Genomic DNA, 18625 nt, shown 5'->3' on the forward strand with positions numbered 1-18625 from the left:
CTTTACCACACGAATCCAACAAAGTGTATGCACTCTTTTTTATCTGGAGATGTATCGAAGTGGTCATAACGGGGCGCACTCGAAATGCGTTAGCCCTCCGGGGCACGCGGGTTCGAATCCCGCCATCTCCGTTTCATAAAAAGTGCCGGTGGAATATTCCATCGGCACTTTTTTATACACTCCGGCACCTGTGTCCGGTATTATTTTTATTCCGGCAAATCCGGTATCAGTTCTACATAAATCTGGTCAAAGTTTTTCTTTAATTCTTCCCGGATTCCATTTCTGATTCTGGTGAGGGACTGCATTGTAATAATATCGTTGGGGCTGTCTATGTATATTTCCACCCAGGTTTTTCGTCCGGTCTGGATGACATCCAAAAATTCTATCGTATAGGAACAGGTCTGCATATATTGTTCTGCAATGGAACGTATCTGGTCCATCACTTCCTGCTCCGGTGCAAAGAGCACCAGCTCCCTGAGTCCATGCAATATCATTTTCACCGGTTCTACAATTAAGATTAATGCCATCACAATTGCTACTACCGGGTCTATGTACGGTGCCAGCCATTCGTACGGTGTCTTCTGCAGCAGGAACTGTCCGAAGAATGCGGCGGATACGCCAAAACTGCTGACTACATCCAGTTTCCAGTTATACATTTCCGCTTTTACCACTACGGATGCATACCGTTTACTGAAATAATGAAGCAGGAAATAAATGACAAGGCAGCCGGCAAATACACCAAACTCAAAGCCTGCAAGCTGGCTGGCATTTACCATATGTCCACCATGCAGAATGCTTTGCACACTGTCAATTAAAAGCTGGATGGTAACTACTAAAAGCACACTGTACTTGATTACCAGAAATAACGATTCTACCTGGGAAAATCCATATGGTCTGCGTTCCGTTACCGGCCGGTACAACAGTGGCACCAGCACCAGAAACGGTCCTATCATTATTAAATCTGTCACATCAAATACGCAGTCCATCAGTATTGCATGGGAATGACTGATATATGCCATAACTCCTTCTGCTACTACAAAGAGTACGCTTCCAATAAAGGACAGGTTTATCATTCTTTTTTCCAGTTTCATTTTACTGGCTGCATTCATTTCCTTAATTACCGGTAAATCTTCATTGGCTGTACGGACTATTTTTCGTTCCAGCATTTTCTTTCCTCCCATTCCTGGCTGTTCAAAAGCACATCAGATATATATTCTCTTTAAAAAATCACATCAAAAATCGTCCCGCCAGACGGACTGGCCTTAACTGTTATACTGCCATCATGCACTCTCACAATTTCATGAACCAAAGCAAGTCCCAGACCTACGCCCCCCAGTTCCCTGCTTCTGGATTTATCCACACGGAAGAATGGTTCAAACACGCGCTCCCGTAGTTCCTCCGGGATTCCGCTTCCTGTATCCTCTACTGACAGATAAACATGCTTTTCCTTCTGATATGCAGTAACTGTAACCTGTCCACCTGAATGATTATATTTTATTGCATTTTCAACAAGATTATATACCAGCCTGTAAATAAGAATATCACTTCCGACCATTGTTGTATTCTTGCATTTTCCAGCAAGCTTTATATTTTTTTCCTGTGCAAGAGGTTCCAAATCTGCCAACACTTCATCAATGAGAGCGTCAACTGCAATTTTCTCATCTCTCCCCACCGTCTGAAGTTCGCTCATGTCAAGAAGTGTCTTTACCATCCTGCTGAGCCTGTCATTCTGTTCCGTAACCATCTTTATCGTCTGTAAAGTATCTGTATCATTGCCCGGATGTCTGGCGGAATTATATAAATCAAGCTGTACCTGCATTAAAGACAGCGGGGTTCGAAGCTCATGTGCTGCATTTGCGGTAAATTGTCTTTGTATCTCAAAGGCATCCGAAAGGCGTTCCAGCATTTTGTTATATGAAGCACTAAGCTGGTTCAGTTCTTTCACCTGATTCTCTTCTATCCGTGAATCTGCCAGATTCTGTGCCTGTACTTCTTCGATTTTATCCGAAAACTCTCTAATCGGTCTGAGGGCACGCCCACTTATAAAATATGTAGCCACTCCACCAAGAAGTGCCAATAAAGCTGAAATTATCAGGCTGCTTTTTTTGTAATCCGTCTTATTGTTGTATACCTGGACCGAAAAATCATTTGCAAATTCGTCCCACTTGTCTTCCGGAATACTGATATATATTTCGTCTGATTCATTTCCATTCCCATCTCCCTGTGCATCAACAGTCTCCTGCAGAGAATCCATATAATACACACCGTTTTTATAGACCAGCATAGTCAGGCATCCACATATAACCGCAATATATAATGTAATGATACAGGTAAGCCTCCACTGCAGCGACATTCTTCTCATTTATCGGACTCCTCTCGTATTTTATACCCCTCTCCCACCTTGTTCAAAACCGGATCATATCCAAGCACGGACTTTAGTTTTCTTCTGAGTGACGACATATGCACTCTGATGGAGCCGCTAAAGCTATCCACGGATGCATCCCAGACATGCTCTATCAGTTCCTCCTGGCTGACCGGTCTGCCAAGATTAAGAAGAAGGTATTCCAGAATACCATTTTCTTTTCTTGTCAGGGGAACCATTTTCCCTTTTGCATATGCCTCGCGTCTTATCGTATTGAACTTAATTTCACCACTTTCCAGGCATATATCCTTCTGCACAAATTTTCTTCTTGTCAGGCTTCTGATACGTGCCTCAAGTTCCTGCAAATGAAACGGTTTTTCCATATAATCGTTTGCACCTGCATCCAGTCCCTCAACCTTATCGGCAATCTGTCCTCTTGCAGATAATATCAGGACCTTCGTCTCCTCATTTTTCTGTCTAAGTTCCCTTAAAATGTCCATTCCATCCATACCCGGCAGATTCAGATCCAGAACAATCAAATCATAATCCTCCGCCAGAATGCATTCCAGTGCCTCTTCCCCGTCATAGCAGGTATCCACCTCGTAACCGGCATCATACAGACTTTTTGCAATTGTGTCGCATATTTGTTTCTCATCTTCAACTATTAATAATCTCAAAAGCTTTCACCTGTTTCTTAACAAAAATTTTACAACTGCTATTGTATAATACCCAGGTCAGCAGGTCAATAAATTCAACAAATGAAAGGAGCAACAATATCTTGAAGTACCAAAAAATATCTCAAATTGCCTTGCTTATCACCGGTATCACTATGGTCAGCTATGGTGCAATCAGAGGTGAAGCGGCTGCCGTACTTGGCAAAGCAATAAAATTATGTCTGGAGTGTGTCGGAATTGGATAAGAATAAAAAAATAATATCAAAAAGAGCTGCCGAAATACGTGGATGGATACAGGCAGCTGCCACGCTGCTTACTAATATTCATATTCCCAATTTATTCAAGGGTAAAATATATCAGGGCAGTGCTAAAACGGTATGTGTACCCGGATTAAACTGTTATTCCTGTCCCGCTGCATCCGGAGCCTGTCCTATCGGAGCTTTTCAGGCAGTTGTCGGTTCATCGCGATTTAAATTTTCATACTACATAACAGGATTTTTTATTTTACTCGGTGTGACACTTGGGCGATTTATATGTGGTTTTTTGTGCCCATTTGGATGGTTTCAGGATTTAATCCATAAAATTCCCGGGAAAAAATTTTCTACAGCCCGGCTGAAACCACTAAGATACCTGAAATATCTTATCCTTATTGTTTTCGTTATACTTCTGCCAATGTTTGTAACGAACTCCATTGGGATGGGGGATCCGTTCTTCTGCAAATACATTTGTCCTCAAGGCGTTCTGGAAGGGGCTATACCTCTTTCACTGGGAAATGTTGCCATACGATCTGCACTGGGAAAGCTATTTTCTTTTAAATGCCTTATTTTAATTACAGTTGTTGTGTTAAGTATTTTGTTTTACAGACCCTTCTGCAAATGGATTTGTCCTCTCGGGGCAATCTACTCACTGTTTAACAAGGTCAGCTTTCTTAAAATTAAGGTTGAAAACAGTAAATGTGTCGGATGCGGTCAATGTTCCAATGCCTGTAAAATGGATGTTGATGTGCTTAAGACCCCGGATCATCCGGAATGCATACGATGCGGAGCATGTATAAAAGCCTGCCCTAAAGATGCCATCCACTATCAGTTTATGGGCATGCCATGCGAAAAAAGAGCATCCGTAGACAACAATATTCAAAAAAGTAACCATTAATTTTATTATCAATTATTCAAAGGAGAAATTATTCATGAAAACAAAAAGAACCGTTATTTCTATTTTTACCCTCTGTACAGCATTATTGTTTACAGCTTGTAGCGGAAAAGGAACTTCAAACACAGAAGCTTCCCGCGATACCCAGACCGAAGCCGGCACTGAAGTTTCCGGCAGTTCCAACACTACGCTGGATGATTTATATCAGCAGGAGAATCAGCTCTTTGCTGATCATGAAGATGCATGGAACAAAGTATTTGGCATGATGAATAAAAGTACTGCTGATCCAAGCGGAAATTACGCCGACTATCTGGCTGCCACCGTCGAATCAAATAAAGACTCATTTACAGAAGATGAATTAAAAACTCTTACAGATGATATTGAAACGATTCGAAAAATCGAGGAACAGATAGCAGCAATCGAAAAGGACAATACAGCATCTGACAATGCCTCCCAGAAGGATAATTCTGACGATACCTCTCCTTTCAGGAATTTCTCCGGTCAGGATTATGATGGTAATTCTGTTGACGAAAGCCTGTTTTCCGGAAATGCAGTAACTGTCGTTAATTTTTGGTTTACCGGCTGTAAGCCTTGTGTTGCCGAGCTGTCAAAACTTAATGAATTAAATGATACCATCAAATCCATGGGAGGAGAGGTAATTGGAATCAATACAGAAACCTTTGATGGAAACGAGGATGCCATCAAAGAAGCTGCAGCTGTTCTGGAAAGCCAGGGGGCAGCATACCGCAATCTTTCCATTGACTCTGCTTCAGATGCAGGTAAATATGCTTCTGATATTATGGCATTCCCTACCACAATTTTAGTCGATAGAAATGGTAATATTGTGGGCGATCCGATGCTCGGTGGAATTGATAATCAGGACAACTACGATACCCTGATGAAACAGATTCAATCTGTAATTGATGCTGACGGTGCCAATAAATAAAACGCCCCTGTGGCTGCAGTTCCATTGCAGTCATTCTGGTTATATGATATCCGCCGCCCATCGTTCTTTTTCGAACGATGAGGCGGCGGTTTTTTGCCAATTACATCTATCTGACTTTTACTCCGGTTCAACATAAGTTGTAAAATATTTACTTTTTTAAATATTTTTCTTTAATGTTCCGAGATATTCTCCATTACAATAAACAAAGGGACCTGCTTCACCCTCTTCTCCAAAATATTCTGGTCTTAGTGACATAATATCGAGCAATTCATCCATATTATGCACCTTTGTTGCCTGATACGGCTGTTCAAAAGCGATCTTTTCTATAAACAAATAATAGTCACTGTACTTTATCAGAACACCGGTATGCCCCACAAAAACAACATCCGAGTATGGGTCATATATTACTATGCTAAGAAGAGAGAGCCTGTCACTATCCACTTGAAATCCATAATGTTTCCAGCTATCGGAAAATGTATTTTCCGGACGGCTGCCATCTGTTACATTTTTTTCTCCATAGAGTGTGGTGAACATATTTTTATTCTCTTTTATGCTTTCATACCTGTCCACATTATCTATTGCTTCTGTATCAAACATTAAGTAGGTACCCTCATAGCTGCTTTCTGTCGATTCTGCGCGGAGCACACCATCCAGCAGAAGAAACGCTGTCATTCTGCAATCAGCATCCGAATAATCATGGTTCTGTTCCCAGCCATCCATACATTTTCCAATATCTGCTTTCATTTTTCCAGGATCTGACCAGCCATCCTCCAGTCCGGCATTTTTTCCGGCAGTATCCGCGAAATCAGTCGTCCATTCCCGAAATGTATCTACATGGGAAGCTCCTGCTGATTCCAGTTCTTCACAAATCCCGGCAATGGAGTCTTTTCCTCCCATATATGTTGCAGCCGGCAGCTCCTGATTCTGTGATGCTTCTGTACAGGCACACAGCAACATGGACAGGAATACCATTGCTGCTGACAATCTCATTGTTATTTTGATTTTATTTTGCCTTTTCAACAGATAATACCTCTCCCTCAAACGGATCTACCTCAGAAATTGTTCCTGTATATTTTACCGTTACAGTATCTCCATTGCTGACATTTTCCAATCCCTCCGGTTTTTCTTCAAAAGTAAAACTATATGGCGTATCATTCTCATCTGTCACAACAAACATAAAATCCTTTATCTCATCAATGGTTCCTGTTAATTCTTTTTCTTCTGCTGTTCCTTCTTCTTTTCCCTCTTCGCTGCTATTTGTGATTGCATTATCCTGCTTCACCTCTGTTTGGCCACATCCTCCAAATAATCCAGCCCAAAATACCATTCCCATTACAATTGCGATTAATTTTTTCTTCATCATCCTATACCTCTTTCTTTTTTATCATGTTTTACAGTCTCTAAAATGCATCTCTGTAATGCCGCTTTGTAGAATTCCAGTCCACCATCAGTACATAGAACACTCTGCCGTATCGTCCATTTTCCACAATTCTGCCATGGTCAAGCACCCTCAGTGAGGTTCCATCTGCTTTCCGCAGATGGAAGTGTACATAATCATTGGAATGTCCTTCTCCTATCTGCTGCCAGATACTTTCTTCAACCTGCTCCCTTTCTTCTTCTTCAATCAGGTTACGGAAGCTTCCTTTTGTATACTCCTGCAGTTCTGCCATGTTCCTGCATCCGGTGAGACGGATCATCTCATGGTTCGCAAAAAGAATTTCATCATTTTCTTTATCTGCTTTATAAATAATAAATGCTCCCGGAAGATTTTCCGAAACATCCTTCAATGCAAATCCAAGCTGCTTTCTGATTTCAAGTCCAATTCCTTCCCGGTACTGAATACAGCCATTTTTCCCGTCAAGCTTTACTTCATAAAGTGCTGCATCTGCACAGCGCATCAACCGTGAATAGTTTTTTCCCTGTAACGGATACTCTGCATATCCCAGGGAAATAGTATATGTCACTTTTTCACCTTCATACCAGAAAGAACGCTTCTTTTTTGTAAACTGTTCCAGTTTCTCCCTTACTTCTTCACCGGTGCAATTATCTAAGAAAATGCAGAATTCATCCCCTCCTTTCCGTCCAAGCACTGCATGTTCCGGGAACGATTTCCGCATGCTTTCTGCTAATATCTGTAATGCCTTGTCTCCGGATTCATGTCCATATATGTCATTAATAAATTTGAAATCATCAATGTCAAACTGCGCTGCCACGCAAGAAGCTTCCGGATACTTTTTCAAATACTGTCTTACCTGCTCCTCAAATCCATGCCTGTTATTGATTCTGGTCAATACATCGGTTACAGCCAGCTTTTTAAATCTATTTTTATGCTCATCCAAAGCCAGAATCATAGAGACAAGTCCCGTCAGCAGCAGAACAATCAACAGTCCGCCAGCCAGCATTCCATAAAAGTGCTCATAATGCGACCAGCCTGCCTTTGGCATGATTTCCAGTTTCCACTGACTTCCAACTGCTTCAAATTCATAAGTAACCGGATCCGTCAGAATTGCTCCTGAGCTACATACTTCTTCATATGTTGTATCCCATGGGGAAACGGTCTTTGATAACGTATAATCATAGTCAAAATCCGAAAGTGCTTTTAATGAATCAAAAAAAACAGCCGGTACACGGATAATTACAATGGTAAATCCCCAGAATTCTTCTTCTCCGTTTTCATTTTTCAGGTATATCGGATTTCGTACTGCCATTCCGTATCCACCCTGCTCTAACTGAAACGGTCCCTGCATAATTTCAATATGGTTATCTCTGGCATAACGGGAAATTTTTCCCCTGTCTGCATCATTGAGCAAGTCGATTTTTCCGGCTTCATTGCCCTCTTCCGGATATACCTCTGTTACTACACCATCCGGTGCAAGCTGGATACTCTGGATGGAATCCGTCATCATATCCTCTGCCACCTCTGAAAATTTATTAATCCTGCCATTTTCACTGACCAGAAGCTGCTTTAAAGCATTTGTAACTCCAACTTCCTGCATAATATCAGACTTTATCCGCTCAGAATATACCATTGCATTCAGATTCGCCATTTTCCTGCTATTGTTTTGCTGTATATTTCCTACTCCATATAATACAGCTCCCAAAGCAGTCATCCCAAGCAGTAATACCATGACTGGCAATATTATTTTTCTCTTTTGTATCCGCATTTTCTGTCCTCACAACTACCCGAAAATCTTATTTCTCTTTTCATTCTGCTTCCTGTTATCAGGTATGCACTGAGTATAAACCCCAAACTCGGAACGCACAATATCAAAACAGCCGGAAGTGTTGCATCTTCGCTATGCCAGAAAGCTTCCACGAACCAATAAAAACACCTGGTCAGCGGATATGCCAGCAGAAGGTCGATACTTCCTAACACCAAAAGACATTTTCCATATAGTTTCTGTGCCCTGTACCAGTGCTCCTCTGATTGCTCTGCTTTCTTTCCCCGGTAGGTAGGATATCTTTCTCTCTGCCGTTCCTCCCACCTCAAGGGCATATAAAATGCAATACTTCCAGCTACTAGTATTATGCTGCTTAATATAATTGGTAAGATTAATATTGCATATTTTTCCACCGGACTTCTCCTTGTATCTGCGTCTTACTGAAATGCCACCACTTCGTAGCCTGCTGCCTGCGCTGCATCAATAAATCTTCCAAGTATGGCTGTATTGGTGGCAGACTCCGCATGTAAAAGATAAATTGCTCCCGGATGCATCCGGTCTTTTAATTTCTGTAACGCTTCTGACTCGCCTGGCTGGTTATTGACATCATAGTCCTTGTATGCAAAGCTCCAGAACACACTCTTGTAGTTGCAGTTATTGACCACTGCCAAGGACTGATCACTGAATTTACCTGCCGGGAACCGGAACAGGTGCATATCATAGCCAAAATTATCCTTAATATACTGATGGTTCTCCATGACTTCATTTTTCTGCTGCTCCAAGCTCTGGGATGGAAGGCCCTCGGACGGATGGGTCACGCTGTGATTACCAATCTCATGTCCCTCGTCAATCATCCTCTGTACCAGCTCCGGCTGTGCCTTGGCATATGGCTCTGTCACAAAAAAGGTTGCCTTTACGCCCTTTTCCTTTAAAGTATCTAAGATTTGCGGCGTACAGCCATATTCGTAGCCTTCGTCAAAGGTCAGATAAATCTTCTTTTCATCTGCTCCGATAAAATTCGTCTGATAGTCTCCGTATTTTTCCTGATAAGAAACAGCTCCAATCGGCCGGTTCTCTTCATCAAAATTCACGCCCTGCCCCCAGTTCTGACAGGTTCCATCCAAAGCTTCCACATTGGCAATCTGCTGGTTGGTAATAACTTCTCCAACGTTTTTCGTATCTTCTGTGGCGGTACTGTCTTCTGTGCTGCCGGAGGTTCCATCTGTATCTGTATCACCCGTTGTAGTATCTCCGATGGATGTATCTGCTTCTGTATTTCCACCTGTTCCGTCACCATGGTAAGTCTTATAAGTAGCAATAATGGCATCTCCAATAGCCGCCGCATATGCTTCCTTATTATCATCAAAAAGCTGATTGTCTTTGGCATTATTCATAAATCCCATTTCAACGATACAGGACGGCATATGGGAATGGCTGTTTACATAATAATCCTTTGAACTGCTCTTCTGGGTTCCCTTTTTCACATCACGGTCGCGCTGTACACCGACTCCGGCTAACCCCTGCTGGATATTTCCGGCAAGTCCCATGGTCTCTTCATTGGCTCCACTGTATACCCATGTCTCTACTCCATATCCTTCTCCGGTATTCCGGTGCAGGGATACATAATAATCTGCTTCCGCTTCATTTGCTATATCACATCTCTCTGACAGTTTTAAGAAGGTATCATCACTTCGTGTCATGATGACATTCACATCTTTTTCCTGCAAATAACTCTGTACGGCAAGTGCCAGGGCAAGAGTATCATCTTTCTCATAGCGGTTCTTATAGTCAGAACCATTATCCTTTCCGCCGTGTCCCGCATCAATGCACACCGTCAGTCCCTTCTTATCCGGTTCCTTCTCCTCTTTATCTCCGGACAGCTTTTCCAGTATACTGATGGTATAGTCTCCATTCCCATCTATAATAGGAAGATGTTTTTCCAAAACACCGGTCAGAAGGTTTACGATTCCCAGCACTAACAGCAATACCAGTACACAAAAAGCTGCTGAAATTGCATTTCTTATTCTCCTTAATTTCTTTCTTCGTTCTCTTTCTCTTCTTGTAGACAATGTTTTTCTCCGTTGTTTCTTATGTTTTCCGTAATTGCTTACAATCTATTTTCATTGTAAAGCAGCCCCTGCGGTGGGTCAATTTAAGATTTCTTAAATTTTTTCATAAACTGGTTTAATCCTGTTTTAATCTGTGTTAAATTATGATTTAATCATATTTGATATGGTAATGTGTTAGCTTGTTATGATTTCTATTTAAGATATATTTGCCACTGTACATTTCTATTGAGCGGCTATTTTGTCTATTTTATAGCATTTTCATTTTCCGATTATATAATCAGACTAAACAATATAGAAATTGCCTTTTAAGGAGGGGTACTATGCGTATTTATAAAGCAAAGGATTATATATCGATGATGCTACACATACAATCGTAGACAAAGCAGTTTCCGAAAACGAGGAAATTCTGGATGCAAAAGGCAATTATGTGATTCCGGGACTGGTTGATGTGCATATCCATGGTGCAAAGGGTCATGATTTCTGTGACGCAAATACAGACGGACTTTCCGATATTGCAGCTTACCTGCATTCCTGCGGCGTTACATCCTTCTGTGCAACATCCATGACTTTACCTGAAAACCAGCTTATGGAAATCTTCGAAACTGTTTCCGGTGTACCGGATGACGGAAAGCATGCCTATGTAGCCGGTATTCATATGGAAGGTCCTTTCCTTTCCCCGGCAAAGAAAGGTGCCCAGAAAGAAAGTTACCTCTGCAACCCTAGTATAGACGTATTTTGCCGCTTATTAGAATCTTGCAGTGGCAAAATAAAGTTAATTACCATCGCTCCGGAACTTCCGGGAGCAGACAAATTTATCGAAAAATTCCATGATGAAGTTACTATTTCTCTTGGACACTCTACTGCTTCTTATGAAATTGCCTCAAAGGCCTTCGCAGCAGGTGCCAGCCATGCAACTCATCTGTTCAACGCCATGCCGGCATTCCACCACCGTGACCCGGGTATTGTGGGTGCCGCTGCTGATGCCCCACATGCAATGGTGGAAATTATCTGTGATGGCATCCACATCCATCCAGCCGTTATCCGCAGCGTTTTCCGCATGTTTGGAGATGACCGCGTCATCTTAATCAGCGATGCCATGCGTGCAACCCTGCTAAGAGCATTGGAATGGAGAAAACCATCGGCAGCCTGACCCCGGGTGCAATGGCTGATGTACTTCTGTTGAATAAGAAATACGAATTAGAACGCGCATTATGATTATTTAATCATCTTTTAATTATTTAGTCTCCCTTTCTTTTTACTGGACTTTATGTCTTTTTTAAGATTCCAGAGAGCCCTTTGGTCCTCGCAATAAATCAAGAAAAGCCTCCGTCCCAGGACGGAGGCTTTTCACTTACTTACGAAAGAATCTTGCAAAGCATGTTTCTCGATTCATCTGATTCTTAGTCTAATATCATCTGCACGCAGCCGTACATTCCGGCATCATTTCCAAGGGATGCCAATGCAAACTTGGTGTCCTTGCAGGATGCAAATGCATGCTCTTTGAAATGTTTTGCTACGGTATCAATTAAAATATCTCCTGCCCTGGATACGCCGCCACCGATTACGAATACCTGTGGATTAACGACACAGGCAATATTAGATAACGCCATACCAAGTGTCTCGCCTAAGATTTCTACCGCCTCTAATGCCAGAGCATCTCCTTTTTTTGCCTCATCAAAGATATCCTTTGCTGTCAGCGGTTCAAATCCGCGTAAGGAAGACTCATCATCTTTCTCAGCCAGAAGTTTCTTCGCCATGCGGACGATTCCGGTAGCTGATGCGTACTGCTCTAAGCAGCCATGTCTGCCACATCCGCAGGTATCTTTTTCCTCTGTATTAACGGTAATATGTCCAATTTCGCCGCCTGCTCCGTTTGCGCCCGGAATAATTTTACCATTGTGAATAATTCCGCCGCCAACACCGGTTCCAAGCGTAACCATAACGACTCCGGTGTAGCCTTTTCCACCGCCCTGCCACATCTCGCCAAGGGCTGCTACATTCGCATCATTTCCTACTTTAACCGGAAGACCTGTCTTACTGCTTAATTCATCGGCAACCTGAACCTGTCCCCATCCGAGGTTTACACATACGGAAACAGAGCCATCTTCTAATACAGGACCAGGAACACCTACGCCGATTCCTTCCACATCTTCCTTTGCAATGGATGCTGATTTCATTTTCTCGTCAATGGATGCTGCCACATCATCTAAAATATGTCCGCCATTATCTGCCTTGTTGGTTGGGATTTCCCACTTATCCAGCATTTTCCCGCTGGTCTCAAATAATCCGATCTTACAGGTGGTTCCACCAATATCTACGCCAAAACCGTACTTCTTCATCTTTATCTCCTTTATTATATTAAATTTTCTTCTCTCCAGCTTTCTTATGAAGAACCCTTATCTTTATTATATTATAATTTCTAATTTTTTGCATTAAAAACCGAGCATCCTGTTTTGAATTCTCGTTGCAAACGTTACCTGAACAGCCAACTCAGTCCAGGCGACCTTACGGCACACAGGAGCTTCCGCTTAGGGCTGCTTCATTCCTGACCTGACCCGGTTCACAGATTCCTGTTGCGTAAGACCCAGACATCAACGCCACTTATTCAGGGCTGCTTTACAATTTCAAACCCGAGACAGGATATCACCCCAGCTATAGCGGATTGCTGGTACAGGGCACCGCTGCCACCCCGGCTGCTCGGAATCTAAATTATAGCCTATTTTATGCCGGATTGTCAAGGTTTTGCCTTCATTTTCTGCTGTTTCTTCTTCTCACGCAACCGTCTGAAAAATTCCGACAGCATGTCTGAACATTCTTCCTCCAATACGCCCCGCTCTATCTCTACCTGATGATTAAATGCTGCCACCTGCAAAAGATTCATCACTGAACCGGCGCATCCAGCCTTGGGATTCATAGTTCCGATTACCACCTTTTTCATACGGGACTGCACAATGGCTCCCGCACACATCTGGCATGGTTCTAAGGTCACATACATCACGCAGTCCTCAAGCCTCCAGTCCCCGGTCTTCTTTGATGCCTTTTTAATGGCAGTCAGTTCCGCATGGGAAAGTGTATTTTTATCGGTATTGCGCCGGTTATAGCCCCGGGCAATGATTTTATCATTCTGCACAATGACGCAGCCAATTGGAACTTCCTCTAATTTTTCTGCTTTCCTTGCCTCCCGCAGGGCGGCTTTCATATATTTTATCTCCGGTTCCATGTTTACTCCTGACTTTTACTCTTTTCTCTGTTATAATAATAGCATATTTTGAGCGTAACAAAAAGGTATTCTTATACCAGCTGCAGGAGTTAATAACATGAAATTTATCTATGAAACAGACCGCTTAATCCTGAAATTGTTAGGGGAAGATGATGCCCCTGCAGTTCTTCAGTTTTATAAGCAGAACCGGAATGTCTTTGAGCCATATGAAACCATACACCCGGAGCAGTTCTATACGGTGGCCTACCAGCAGACCCTGATGAACTGTGAGCTGAGTCTCACCTTAAAGCACAGCCTCATCCGCTTCTATATATTCCGCAGGGAAAATCCCGACGAAATCATAGGCACCATCTGCTTCCGCAATATCAACCGTTCTACTTACTATTCCTGTGAGACCGGCTATCGCTTTTCCCCTGCATACTGGCACAGAGGATACGCCCGCGAAGCCCTTGCTTTTGGTATTCAGCTTATGTTTGAAGAATTTCATCTGCACCGGATAGAAGCTGCCGTCATGCCGGAAAATACCGCTTCCATCCGTCTGCTAGAATCCCTTGATTTCCAACAGGAGGGTGTCGCCAGGGAATATGCCCTGATACAGGGAAAATGGGAAGACCATATCCGGTTCGCCCTTATTCGTCCATCCGGCGATACCAGTAGCCAAAAGTCCCCTCTAACTTCCGACACGGCTTTTCCGTCCGGAACTGTGGAAAACCAAAAATAGCCGCCATTACTTTTTCCGGCTTCTGATAAACCCCCGGCACCGCCAAGAACAGCTCTCGTCCTTCCGGCGTCACCTGTTCTCCGAAGAAAAGATACCGGTAATTAAAAAAACCATGCAGCAGAAAGCTGTTATTCCCAAGACACCAGTATTTCTGTGGCAGCTCCCGTAAATCCTGCAGTTCCATATGAACGCAGGTTATATTCTCTCCTTCAAAAGGATGCAGGATCGTCATTTTCTGCTTCAGATTCTCCCAGTGCTCCCAGATGGAGGCCTCTTTTTCCCCAGTGTCTTTTTCCTGCGTGCTTCTTTCCTGGATTTCCTTTTCCATGCTCATCTGTTCTGGGAAAATATGGTGCATCGGCACTTCCTCAGTCTGAAGAGACGGCTCTTCCGCAGCTTGCATTTCTATTTCTTCCTTATGTATCTCCCCATTGTCCCACTGGCTGCCATAAAAATTACCATCTGCCGGCTGAATCAGTATTCCACATACATCCTGTATATGACAGGTTTCATCGCCCAGCTCACCATCAGAAATCCTTCCACTATAATCTGAGCTTTGGGACATCAGCCGCATATTGCCCACCGGAAAAGCCAGAATTTTTCCTTCCCTACGGATAAAAAGGCTTACCTTTCCTTCCTGCCCCGCATATTCTGTTCCTTTTAAATGTATCTCTAATCTGCAGATGTCTCCGCGCATTTCTACCCTGGCAAATCCGGCAAGATATTCCTTTGTATCATTTTCATAATAATAAAGATATGCAACGAACCGTTTAAACTGCGGCATAACCTTTCCTTCCTATATCTTTTTGTTCCTTATATCATATTCCGTCTTCTAAGATTCCATGCAGATTTTTAGCCTATACTTATCATACATGCAGATTTTTACTCTACACTTCTCCTTGACAAAGTTTCTTTTAGGAATTATATTAAAATCAATAACGATTATTATTATTTATTAAGGAGAATATATGATTAAATTTAGCCGACAACGGGAAAGTATTAAGAATAACCTGATGGGACGTACCGACCATCCGACTGCCGAAACAGTTTATTCCGATATCCGGCAGGAATATCCCAACATCAGTCTGGGAACGGTATACCGCAATCTCTCTCTCCTGGCTGATTTAGGCGAGATTCAAAAGATTTCAACGGAAAATGGGCCGGACCGCTTTGATGGTAATCCGAAACCTCATTACCACTTCTTCTGTACAAACTGTAATTCCGTCCTCGATTTAAAAATGAAAAACATTGATCTGATTAATGTTATTGCTGCAGAAGAATTTTCCGGTTTAATTGAGGGACATATTACCAGATTCTACGGACTTTGTCCGGAATGCAAAAAGTTATTGGATAAATCCGGTTCTCTGCCGGATAAATCAACCAATTTTGCAGAAAATAAAAAAGAAAAACAAAATCAGAAAATCCTAAAAAAGTAGTTGACATTTAAAAATAATTATGCTATTTTAACATCAGTAACAATTACTATTATTGATATATAAATACAATTATAAAAAAAAGGAGATTTTAAAATGAAAAAATTTGTTTGTACAGTATGTGGTTATGTTTATGAAGGTGAAAGTGCTCCGGAATTCTGCCCGGTATGTAAGGCTCCGGCTGAGAAATTCAAAGAACAGACAGGTGATAAGACATGGGCTGCTGAGCATGTAGTTGGTGTAGCACAGGGTGCTCCAGAAGATATTATTGCTGATTTAAGAGCAAACTTCGAAGGAGAATGCTCTGAAGTCGGAATGTACCTTGCAATGGCAAGAGTTGCACATAGAGAAGGATATCCGGAAATCGGACTTTACTGGGAGAAAGCAGCTTTTGAAGAGGCTGAACATGCAGCTAAATTTGCAGAACTGCTTGGTGAAGTTGTAACCGACAGTACAAAGAAAAACCTTGAAATGCGTGTAGATGCAGAAAACGGTGCTACTGCTGGTAAATTTGACCTTGCAAAACGTGCTAAAGCTGCTAACCTTGATGCAATCCATGATACCGTTCATGAGATGGCTAGAGATGAGGCTAGACACGGAAAGGCATTCGAAGGTCTGTTAAAGAGATACTTTGGTTAATCTTAAAACCGCATAGAATAAGCATTCTAAGGATAGATGGTTCATGAACTGTCTATCCTTTTTGCATTCCATAACACGTGAATAAAAATACTTGGCTTGCTTCTCTCCGTTCCTCTATTATTATCTAAAAACTCTCTATTTCTCCGGATATTTTTTTCTACATCGACACACAATGGACTTCATTTCCATGTGCCCGGATGATACGGAGTAAATCCTCTGTCTTCATCCATATAGTAGCAGTATTCTCGTTGGGATGTACTCCAATCAATGCATCATTTTCCAGAAAATAAGCATCCACAAATACCTTCACGCTGCATGTTTCATCGTTGAGTACTCCAAGCGGCGTTACCGAACCCGCCTGCAGTCCCATTTTCTCAATTAAATCTTCTTCCGAGGCAAAACTTAACGGACGCGTTCCATTTGCCTTTCGAAATGCCTTTAAATCTACCCTCTGGTTCCCTCGCACTGTAATCAGATAATAATTCTGCTTCTTATTATCACGTACAAAAAGATTCTTGGCATCTGCCTGTGGATAAGGAATTTCCACATCTGATAAATCTTCCATATTGTAAACAGCTTTATGCTCTGTCACTTCGTACCAGATATGCTGTTGACTCAGGTATTCATAAATTTCCTGCTTATTCATTGTATTTCCTCGCATTCTTCCCGCTTGCGTTCATTATATCATGTGCAAAACCAGCCCATGATCAATATTCGCCGTTCGCCAAAAGTGAACAGGCTCCCTATGGCTCGCTTGCGCTCACTATATCATAAACTTTTTATAAAATTTTTTCCAGTTCACTTTACATTTTTTCCTTCCGGTGCTAGTATACCATCAAAATAAATATTTCATTTTTGAACTATTTCATTTTGAAGTATTTTCATCAGGAGGACTCTTACATGAATACAGGTATTGCATTTGCAAGAAAAATGTCTGCTGCCTACACTGCCGTATGTAAGCCTTTGTGCCAGTCACTGCATCTGCCGCAGACTGCTTTTGATATTTTGATGTTTTTAGGAAATAATCCGGAATATTCAACTGCCAGAGATATTGTTGAAGTGCGCCAGATTAAGGCAAATCTGGTCTCCGTCAATGTAGACCGGCTGGTGAAAGACGGTTATCTCAGCCGCAAAGAGGTTGCCGGCGACCGCCGGAAGACACAGCTTCTATGTACGAAAAAAGCTGCCCCTGTTATAAAAAAGGGACAGGCTCTGCAGCAGGATTTTGCCGACCGGCTGATTGCCGATCTGGATGATGCCACGAAAAATGCCTTTTTTAAAGGAATGGCACAGATGGAGACAACGCTGGATATGATTTTAAAGGAGGTATCCTAAAATGGATTTATTAACTACGATTTTTGTTACATTTTTTGCGGGCATGGGTGCCGGACTTGGAACCGGTTTTGCCGGCATGAGTGCCGCTGCTGTCATCAGTCCGCTGCTTATTCATTTTCTAGGCATTGACCCATATATGGCAGTCGGCATTGCGCTTTCTTCCGATGTTTTGGCAAGTGCCATTTCTGCCTATACATATGGAAAGCATAAGAACCTCGATATTAAAAACGGTCTGATTATGATGGTCAGCGTATTGCTTTTCACCGTAGTAGGAAGCTATGTTTCAAGCCTTGTTCCTTCTGCCACAATGGGTAACTTTTCCGTTTTCATGACCTTTCTGTTAGGAATCAAATTTATCGTAAAACCGGTTATGACCACGAAAGAATCCATGTCTGCCGTTTCTACAAAGAAACGTGCCATCCAGTCCATAATCTGTGGTGTGCTGATTGGCTTTATCTGCGGCTTTGTTGGTGCCGGAGGCGGCATGATGATGCTTTTAATCCTGACCTCTGTACTTGGATATGAACTGAAAACTGCTGTTGGCACCAGTGTATTTATTATGACCTTTACCGCACTTACCGGTGCCCTTTCCCATTTTGCCATCGGCGGACTGCCGAACGTCACCGTCTGGGTTCTGTGCATTGTATTTACCTTAATCTGGGCAAGAATTGCTGCTGTCTTTGCCAATAAAGCCACCCCAAAGACACTGAACCGGGTTACCGGTGTCATCCTGGTAATTCTTGGAATTGTGGTAATGATTTTTTAAGCTTCCCAGAGACAAATTGTCAAGGACTTTTTAATCAAATTCACAATCACCGGCTTAGCCGGTGGTTTGTTCTGCCCCTAGAAGGGGCTGTTACCGGCACTGGGGTCTAAAGACCCATCGAAAAGATCCGCCAGCCGCAACATCATTTAC

At 42.4% G+C, this 18625-nt stretch carries 20 protein-coding genes, 1 tRNA gene, 1 other RNA gene and 1 pseudogene; 10 read left to right on the forward strand and 13 right to left on the reverse strand.

Features of this window, described 5'->3' with window-relative positions; genetic code table 11:
• The first annotated feature begins 45 nt into the window (after positions 1-45).
• Positions 46-131, forward strand: a tRNA-Ser gene (locus DXB39_RS11995).
• A gap of 75 nt (positions 132-206) precedes the next feature.
• Here the strand turns inward: DXB39_RS11995 and DXB39_RS12000 are convergent.
• Genes DXB39_RS12000 through DXB39_RS12010 form a run of 3 tightly spaced genes read right to left on the reverse strand, consistent with a single transcriptional unit; the run spans position 207 to position 3039 of the window.
• Complete coding sequence (locus tag DXB39_RS12000; protein ID WP_158565996.1) at positions 207-1166, reverse strand: cation diffusion facilitator family transporter; 960 nt, start codon at positions 1164-1166, stop codon at positions 207-209.
• Between the two features lie 53 nt (positions 1167-1219).
• Positions 1220-2362 (reverse strand): sensor histidine kinase, encoded by a 1143-nt coding sequence (locus DXB39_RS12005; protein WP_117842080.1) that lies wholly within the window; start codon positions 2360-2362, stop codon positions 1220-1222.
• Complete coding sequence (locus DXB39_RS12010; protein WP_022244316.1) at positions 2359-3039, reverse strand: response regulator transcription factor; 681 nt, start codon at positions 3037-3039, stop codon at positions 2359-2361. The genes DXB39_RS12005 and DXB39_RS12010 overlap by 4 nt, the downstream gene beginning before the upstream one ends.
• Positions 3040-3137: 98 nt before the next feature.
• On the opposite strand from DXB39_RS12010, the gene DXB39_RS15275 reads away from it, so the two are divergent.
• The 3 genes from DXB39_RS15275 to DXB39_RS12025 are packed head-to-tail and all read left to right on the forward strand — an operon-like array spanning position 3138 to position 5131.
• Positions 3138-3281, forward strand: coding sequence for a CD1871A family CXXC motif-containing protein (locus DXB39_RS15275; protein WP_117842132.1), 144 nt, complete (start codon positions 3138-3140; stop codon positions 3279-3281).
• The gene (locus DXB39_RS12020) at positions 3274-4188 is read left to right on the forward strand and encodes a 4Fe-4S binding protein (protein ID WP_117842081.1); all 915 of its coding nucleotides are present in this window, start codon (positions 3274-3276) and stop codon (positions 4186-4188) included. Before DXB39_RS15275 ends, DXB39_RS12020 begins: the two co-directional genes overlap by 8 nt.
• Before the next feature lie 34 nt (positions 4189-4222).
• On the forward strand, positions 4223-5131 hold the full coding sequence (locus tag DXB39_RS12025) for a TlpA disulfide reductase family protein (protein WP_117842082.1): 909 nt from the start codon (positions 4223-4225) through the stop codon (positions 5129-5131).
• Positions 5132-5287: 156 nt separating this feature from the next.
• On the opposite strand, the gene DXB39_RS12030 is transcribed toward DXB39_RS12025, so the two are convergent.
• Genes DXB39_RS12030 through DXB39_RS12050 form a run of 5 tightly spaced genes read right to left on the reverse strand, consistent with a single transcriptional unit; the run spans position 5288 to position 10361 of the window.
• Entirely contained in the window at positions 5288-6121 is an 834-nt protein-coding gene (locus tag DXB39_RS12030) for a DUF4300 family protein (protein ID WP_117842133.1), read from the reverse strand.
• Positions 6122-6134: 13 nt separating this feature from the next.
• On the reverse strand, positions 6135-6494 hold the full coding sequence (locus DXB39_RS12035; protein ID WP_242988784.1) for a hypothetical protein: 360 nt from the start codon (positions 6492-6494) through the stop codon (positions 6135-6137).
• A 37-nt stretch (positions 6495-6531) separates the two neighbouring features.
• Entirely contained in the window at positions 6532-8295 is a 1764-nt protein-coding gene (locus DXB39_RS12040; protein WP_117842083.1) for a sensor domain-containing diguanylate cyclase, read from the reverse strand.
• On the reverse strand, positions 8271-8705 hold the full coding sequence (locus tag DXB39_RS12045; RefSeq protein WP_117842084.1) for an SdpI family protein: 435 nt from the start codon (positions 8703-8705) through the stop codon (positions 8271-8273). Before DXB39_RS12045 ends, DXB39_RS12040 begins: the two co-directional genes overlap by 25 nt.
• 24 nt (positions 8706-8729) lie before the next feature.
• Complete coding sequence (locus DXB39_RS12050; protein WP_243006039.1) at positions 8730-10361, reverse strand: N-acetylmuramoyl-L-alanine amidase; 1632 nt, start codon at positions 10359-10361, stop codon at positions 8730-8732.
• A 427-nt stretch (positions 10362-10788) separates the two neighbouring features.
• On the opposite strand from DXB39_RS12050, the gene DXB39_RS12055 reads away from it, so the two are divergent.
• Positions 10789-11511: an N-acetylglucosamine-6-phosphate deacetylase gene (locus tag DXB39_RS12055; RefSeq protein ID WP_243006040.1), complete on the forward strand. Its 723-nt coding sequence runs from the start codon at positions 10789-10791 to the stop codon at positions 11509-11511.
• A 250-nt stretch (positions 11512-11761) separates the two neighbouring features.
• Here the strand turns inward: DXB39_RS12055 and DXB39_RS12060 are convergent, their stop codons facing one another.
• The 3 genes from DXB39_RS12060 to tadA all read right to left on the reverse strand — a co-directional run bounded on the left by DXB39_RS12060 (position 11762) and on the right by tadA (position 13581).
• Positions 11762-12700, reverse strand: a complete 939-nt coding sequence (locus DXB39_RS12060; protein ID WP_117697869.1) for an ROK family glucokinase — start codon at positions 12698-12700, stop codon at positions 11762-11764.
• A gap of 100 nt (positions 12701-12800) precedes the next feature.
• Positions 12801-13062, reverse strand: an RNA gene (ffs, locus tag DXB39_RS12065) — signal recognition particle sRNA large type.
• Positions 13063-13095: 33 nt separating this feature from the next.
• The gene (gene tadA / locus DXB39_RS12070; protein WP_022244326.1) at positions 13096-13581 is read right to left on the reverse strand and encodes a tRNA adenosine(34) deaminase TadA; all 486 of its coding nucleotides are present in this window, start codon (positions 13579-13581) and stop codon (positions 13096-13098) included.
• 97 nt (positions 13582-13678) lie between these two features.
• Between tadA and DXB39_RS12075 the strand changes: the two genes are divergently transcribed.
• The gene (locus DXB39_RS12075) at positions 13679-14302 is read left to right on the forward strand and encodes a GNAT family N-acetyltransferase (RefSeq protein ID WP_117842086.1); all 624 of its coding nucleotides are present in this window, start codon (positions 13679-13681) and stop codon (positions 14300-14302) included.
• Here the strand turns inward: DXB39_RS12075 and DXB39_RS12080 are convergent.
• Positions 14211-15086, reverse strand: a complete 876-nt coding sequence (locus tag DXB39_RS12080) for a DUF6128 domain-containing protein (RefSeq protein WP_117842087.1) — start codon at positions 15084-15086, stop codon at positions 14211-14213. The two genes, DXB39_RS12075 and DXB39_RS12080, sit on opposite strands and share 92 nt — an antisense overlap.
• A 184-nt stretch (positions 15087-15270) precedes the next feature.
• On the opposite strand from DXB39_RS12080, the pseudogene DXB39_RS12085 reads away from it, so the two are divergent.
• Positions 15271-15642 (forward strand): annotated as a pseudogene (locus DXB39_RS12085) (Fur family transcriptional regulator); the annotation flags it as partial.
• Positions 15643-15831: 189 nt separating this feature from the next.
• Positions 15832-16374 carry an NADH peroxidase gene (locus tag DXB39_RS12090; protein WP_022244330.1) on the forward strand — a complete coding sequence of 181 codons (543 nt, stop codon included), beginning with the start codon at positions 15832-15834 and terminating at the stop codon, positions 16372-16374.
• 157 nt (positions 16375-16531) lie between these two features.
• Here the strand turns inward: DXB39_RS12090 and DXB39_RS12095 are convergent, their stop codons facing one another.
• Positions 16532-17020, reverse strand: a complete 489-nt coding sequence (locus DXB39_RS12095; RefSeq protein WP_117842089.1) for a prolyl-tRNA synthetase associated domain-containing protein — start codon at positions 17018-17020, stop codon at positions 16532-16534.
• Positions 17021-17274: 254 nt separating this feature from the next.
• Here DXB39_RS12095 and DXB39_RS12100 point away from each other — a divergent pair, with 254 nt between their 5' ends.
• Together DXB39_RS12100 and DXB39_RS12105 are read left to right on the forward strand one after the other, a co-directional pair.
• Positions 17275-17709 carry a MarR family winged helix-turn-helix transcriptional regulator gene (locus DXB39_RS12100; RefSeq protein WP_117842090.1) on the forward strand — a complete coding sequence of 145 codons (435 nt, stop codon included), beginning with the start codon at positions 17275-17277 and terminating at the stop codon, positions 17707-17709.
• Position 17710: 1 nt separating this feature from the next.
• A complete protein-coding gene (locus tag DXB39_RS12105; RefSeq protein WP_117842091.1) occupies positions 17711-18475 on the forward strand; it encodes a sulfite exporter TauE/SafE family protein in 765 nt (254 codons plus the stop codon).
• Positions 18476-18625 lie beyond the last annotated feature (150 nt).

Origin of the sequence: Roseburia sp. OM03-7AC (assembly GCF_003462625.1) — a bacterium.
Lineage (GTDB): Bacteria > Bacillota > Clostridia > Lachnospirales > Lachnospiraceae > Roseburia_C > Roseburia_C amylophila.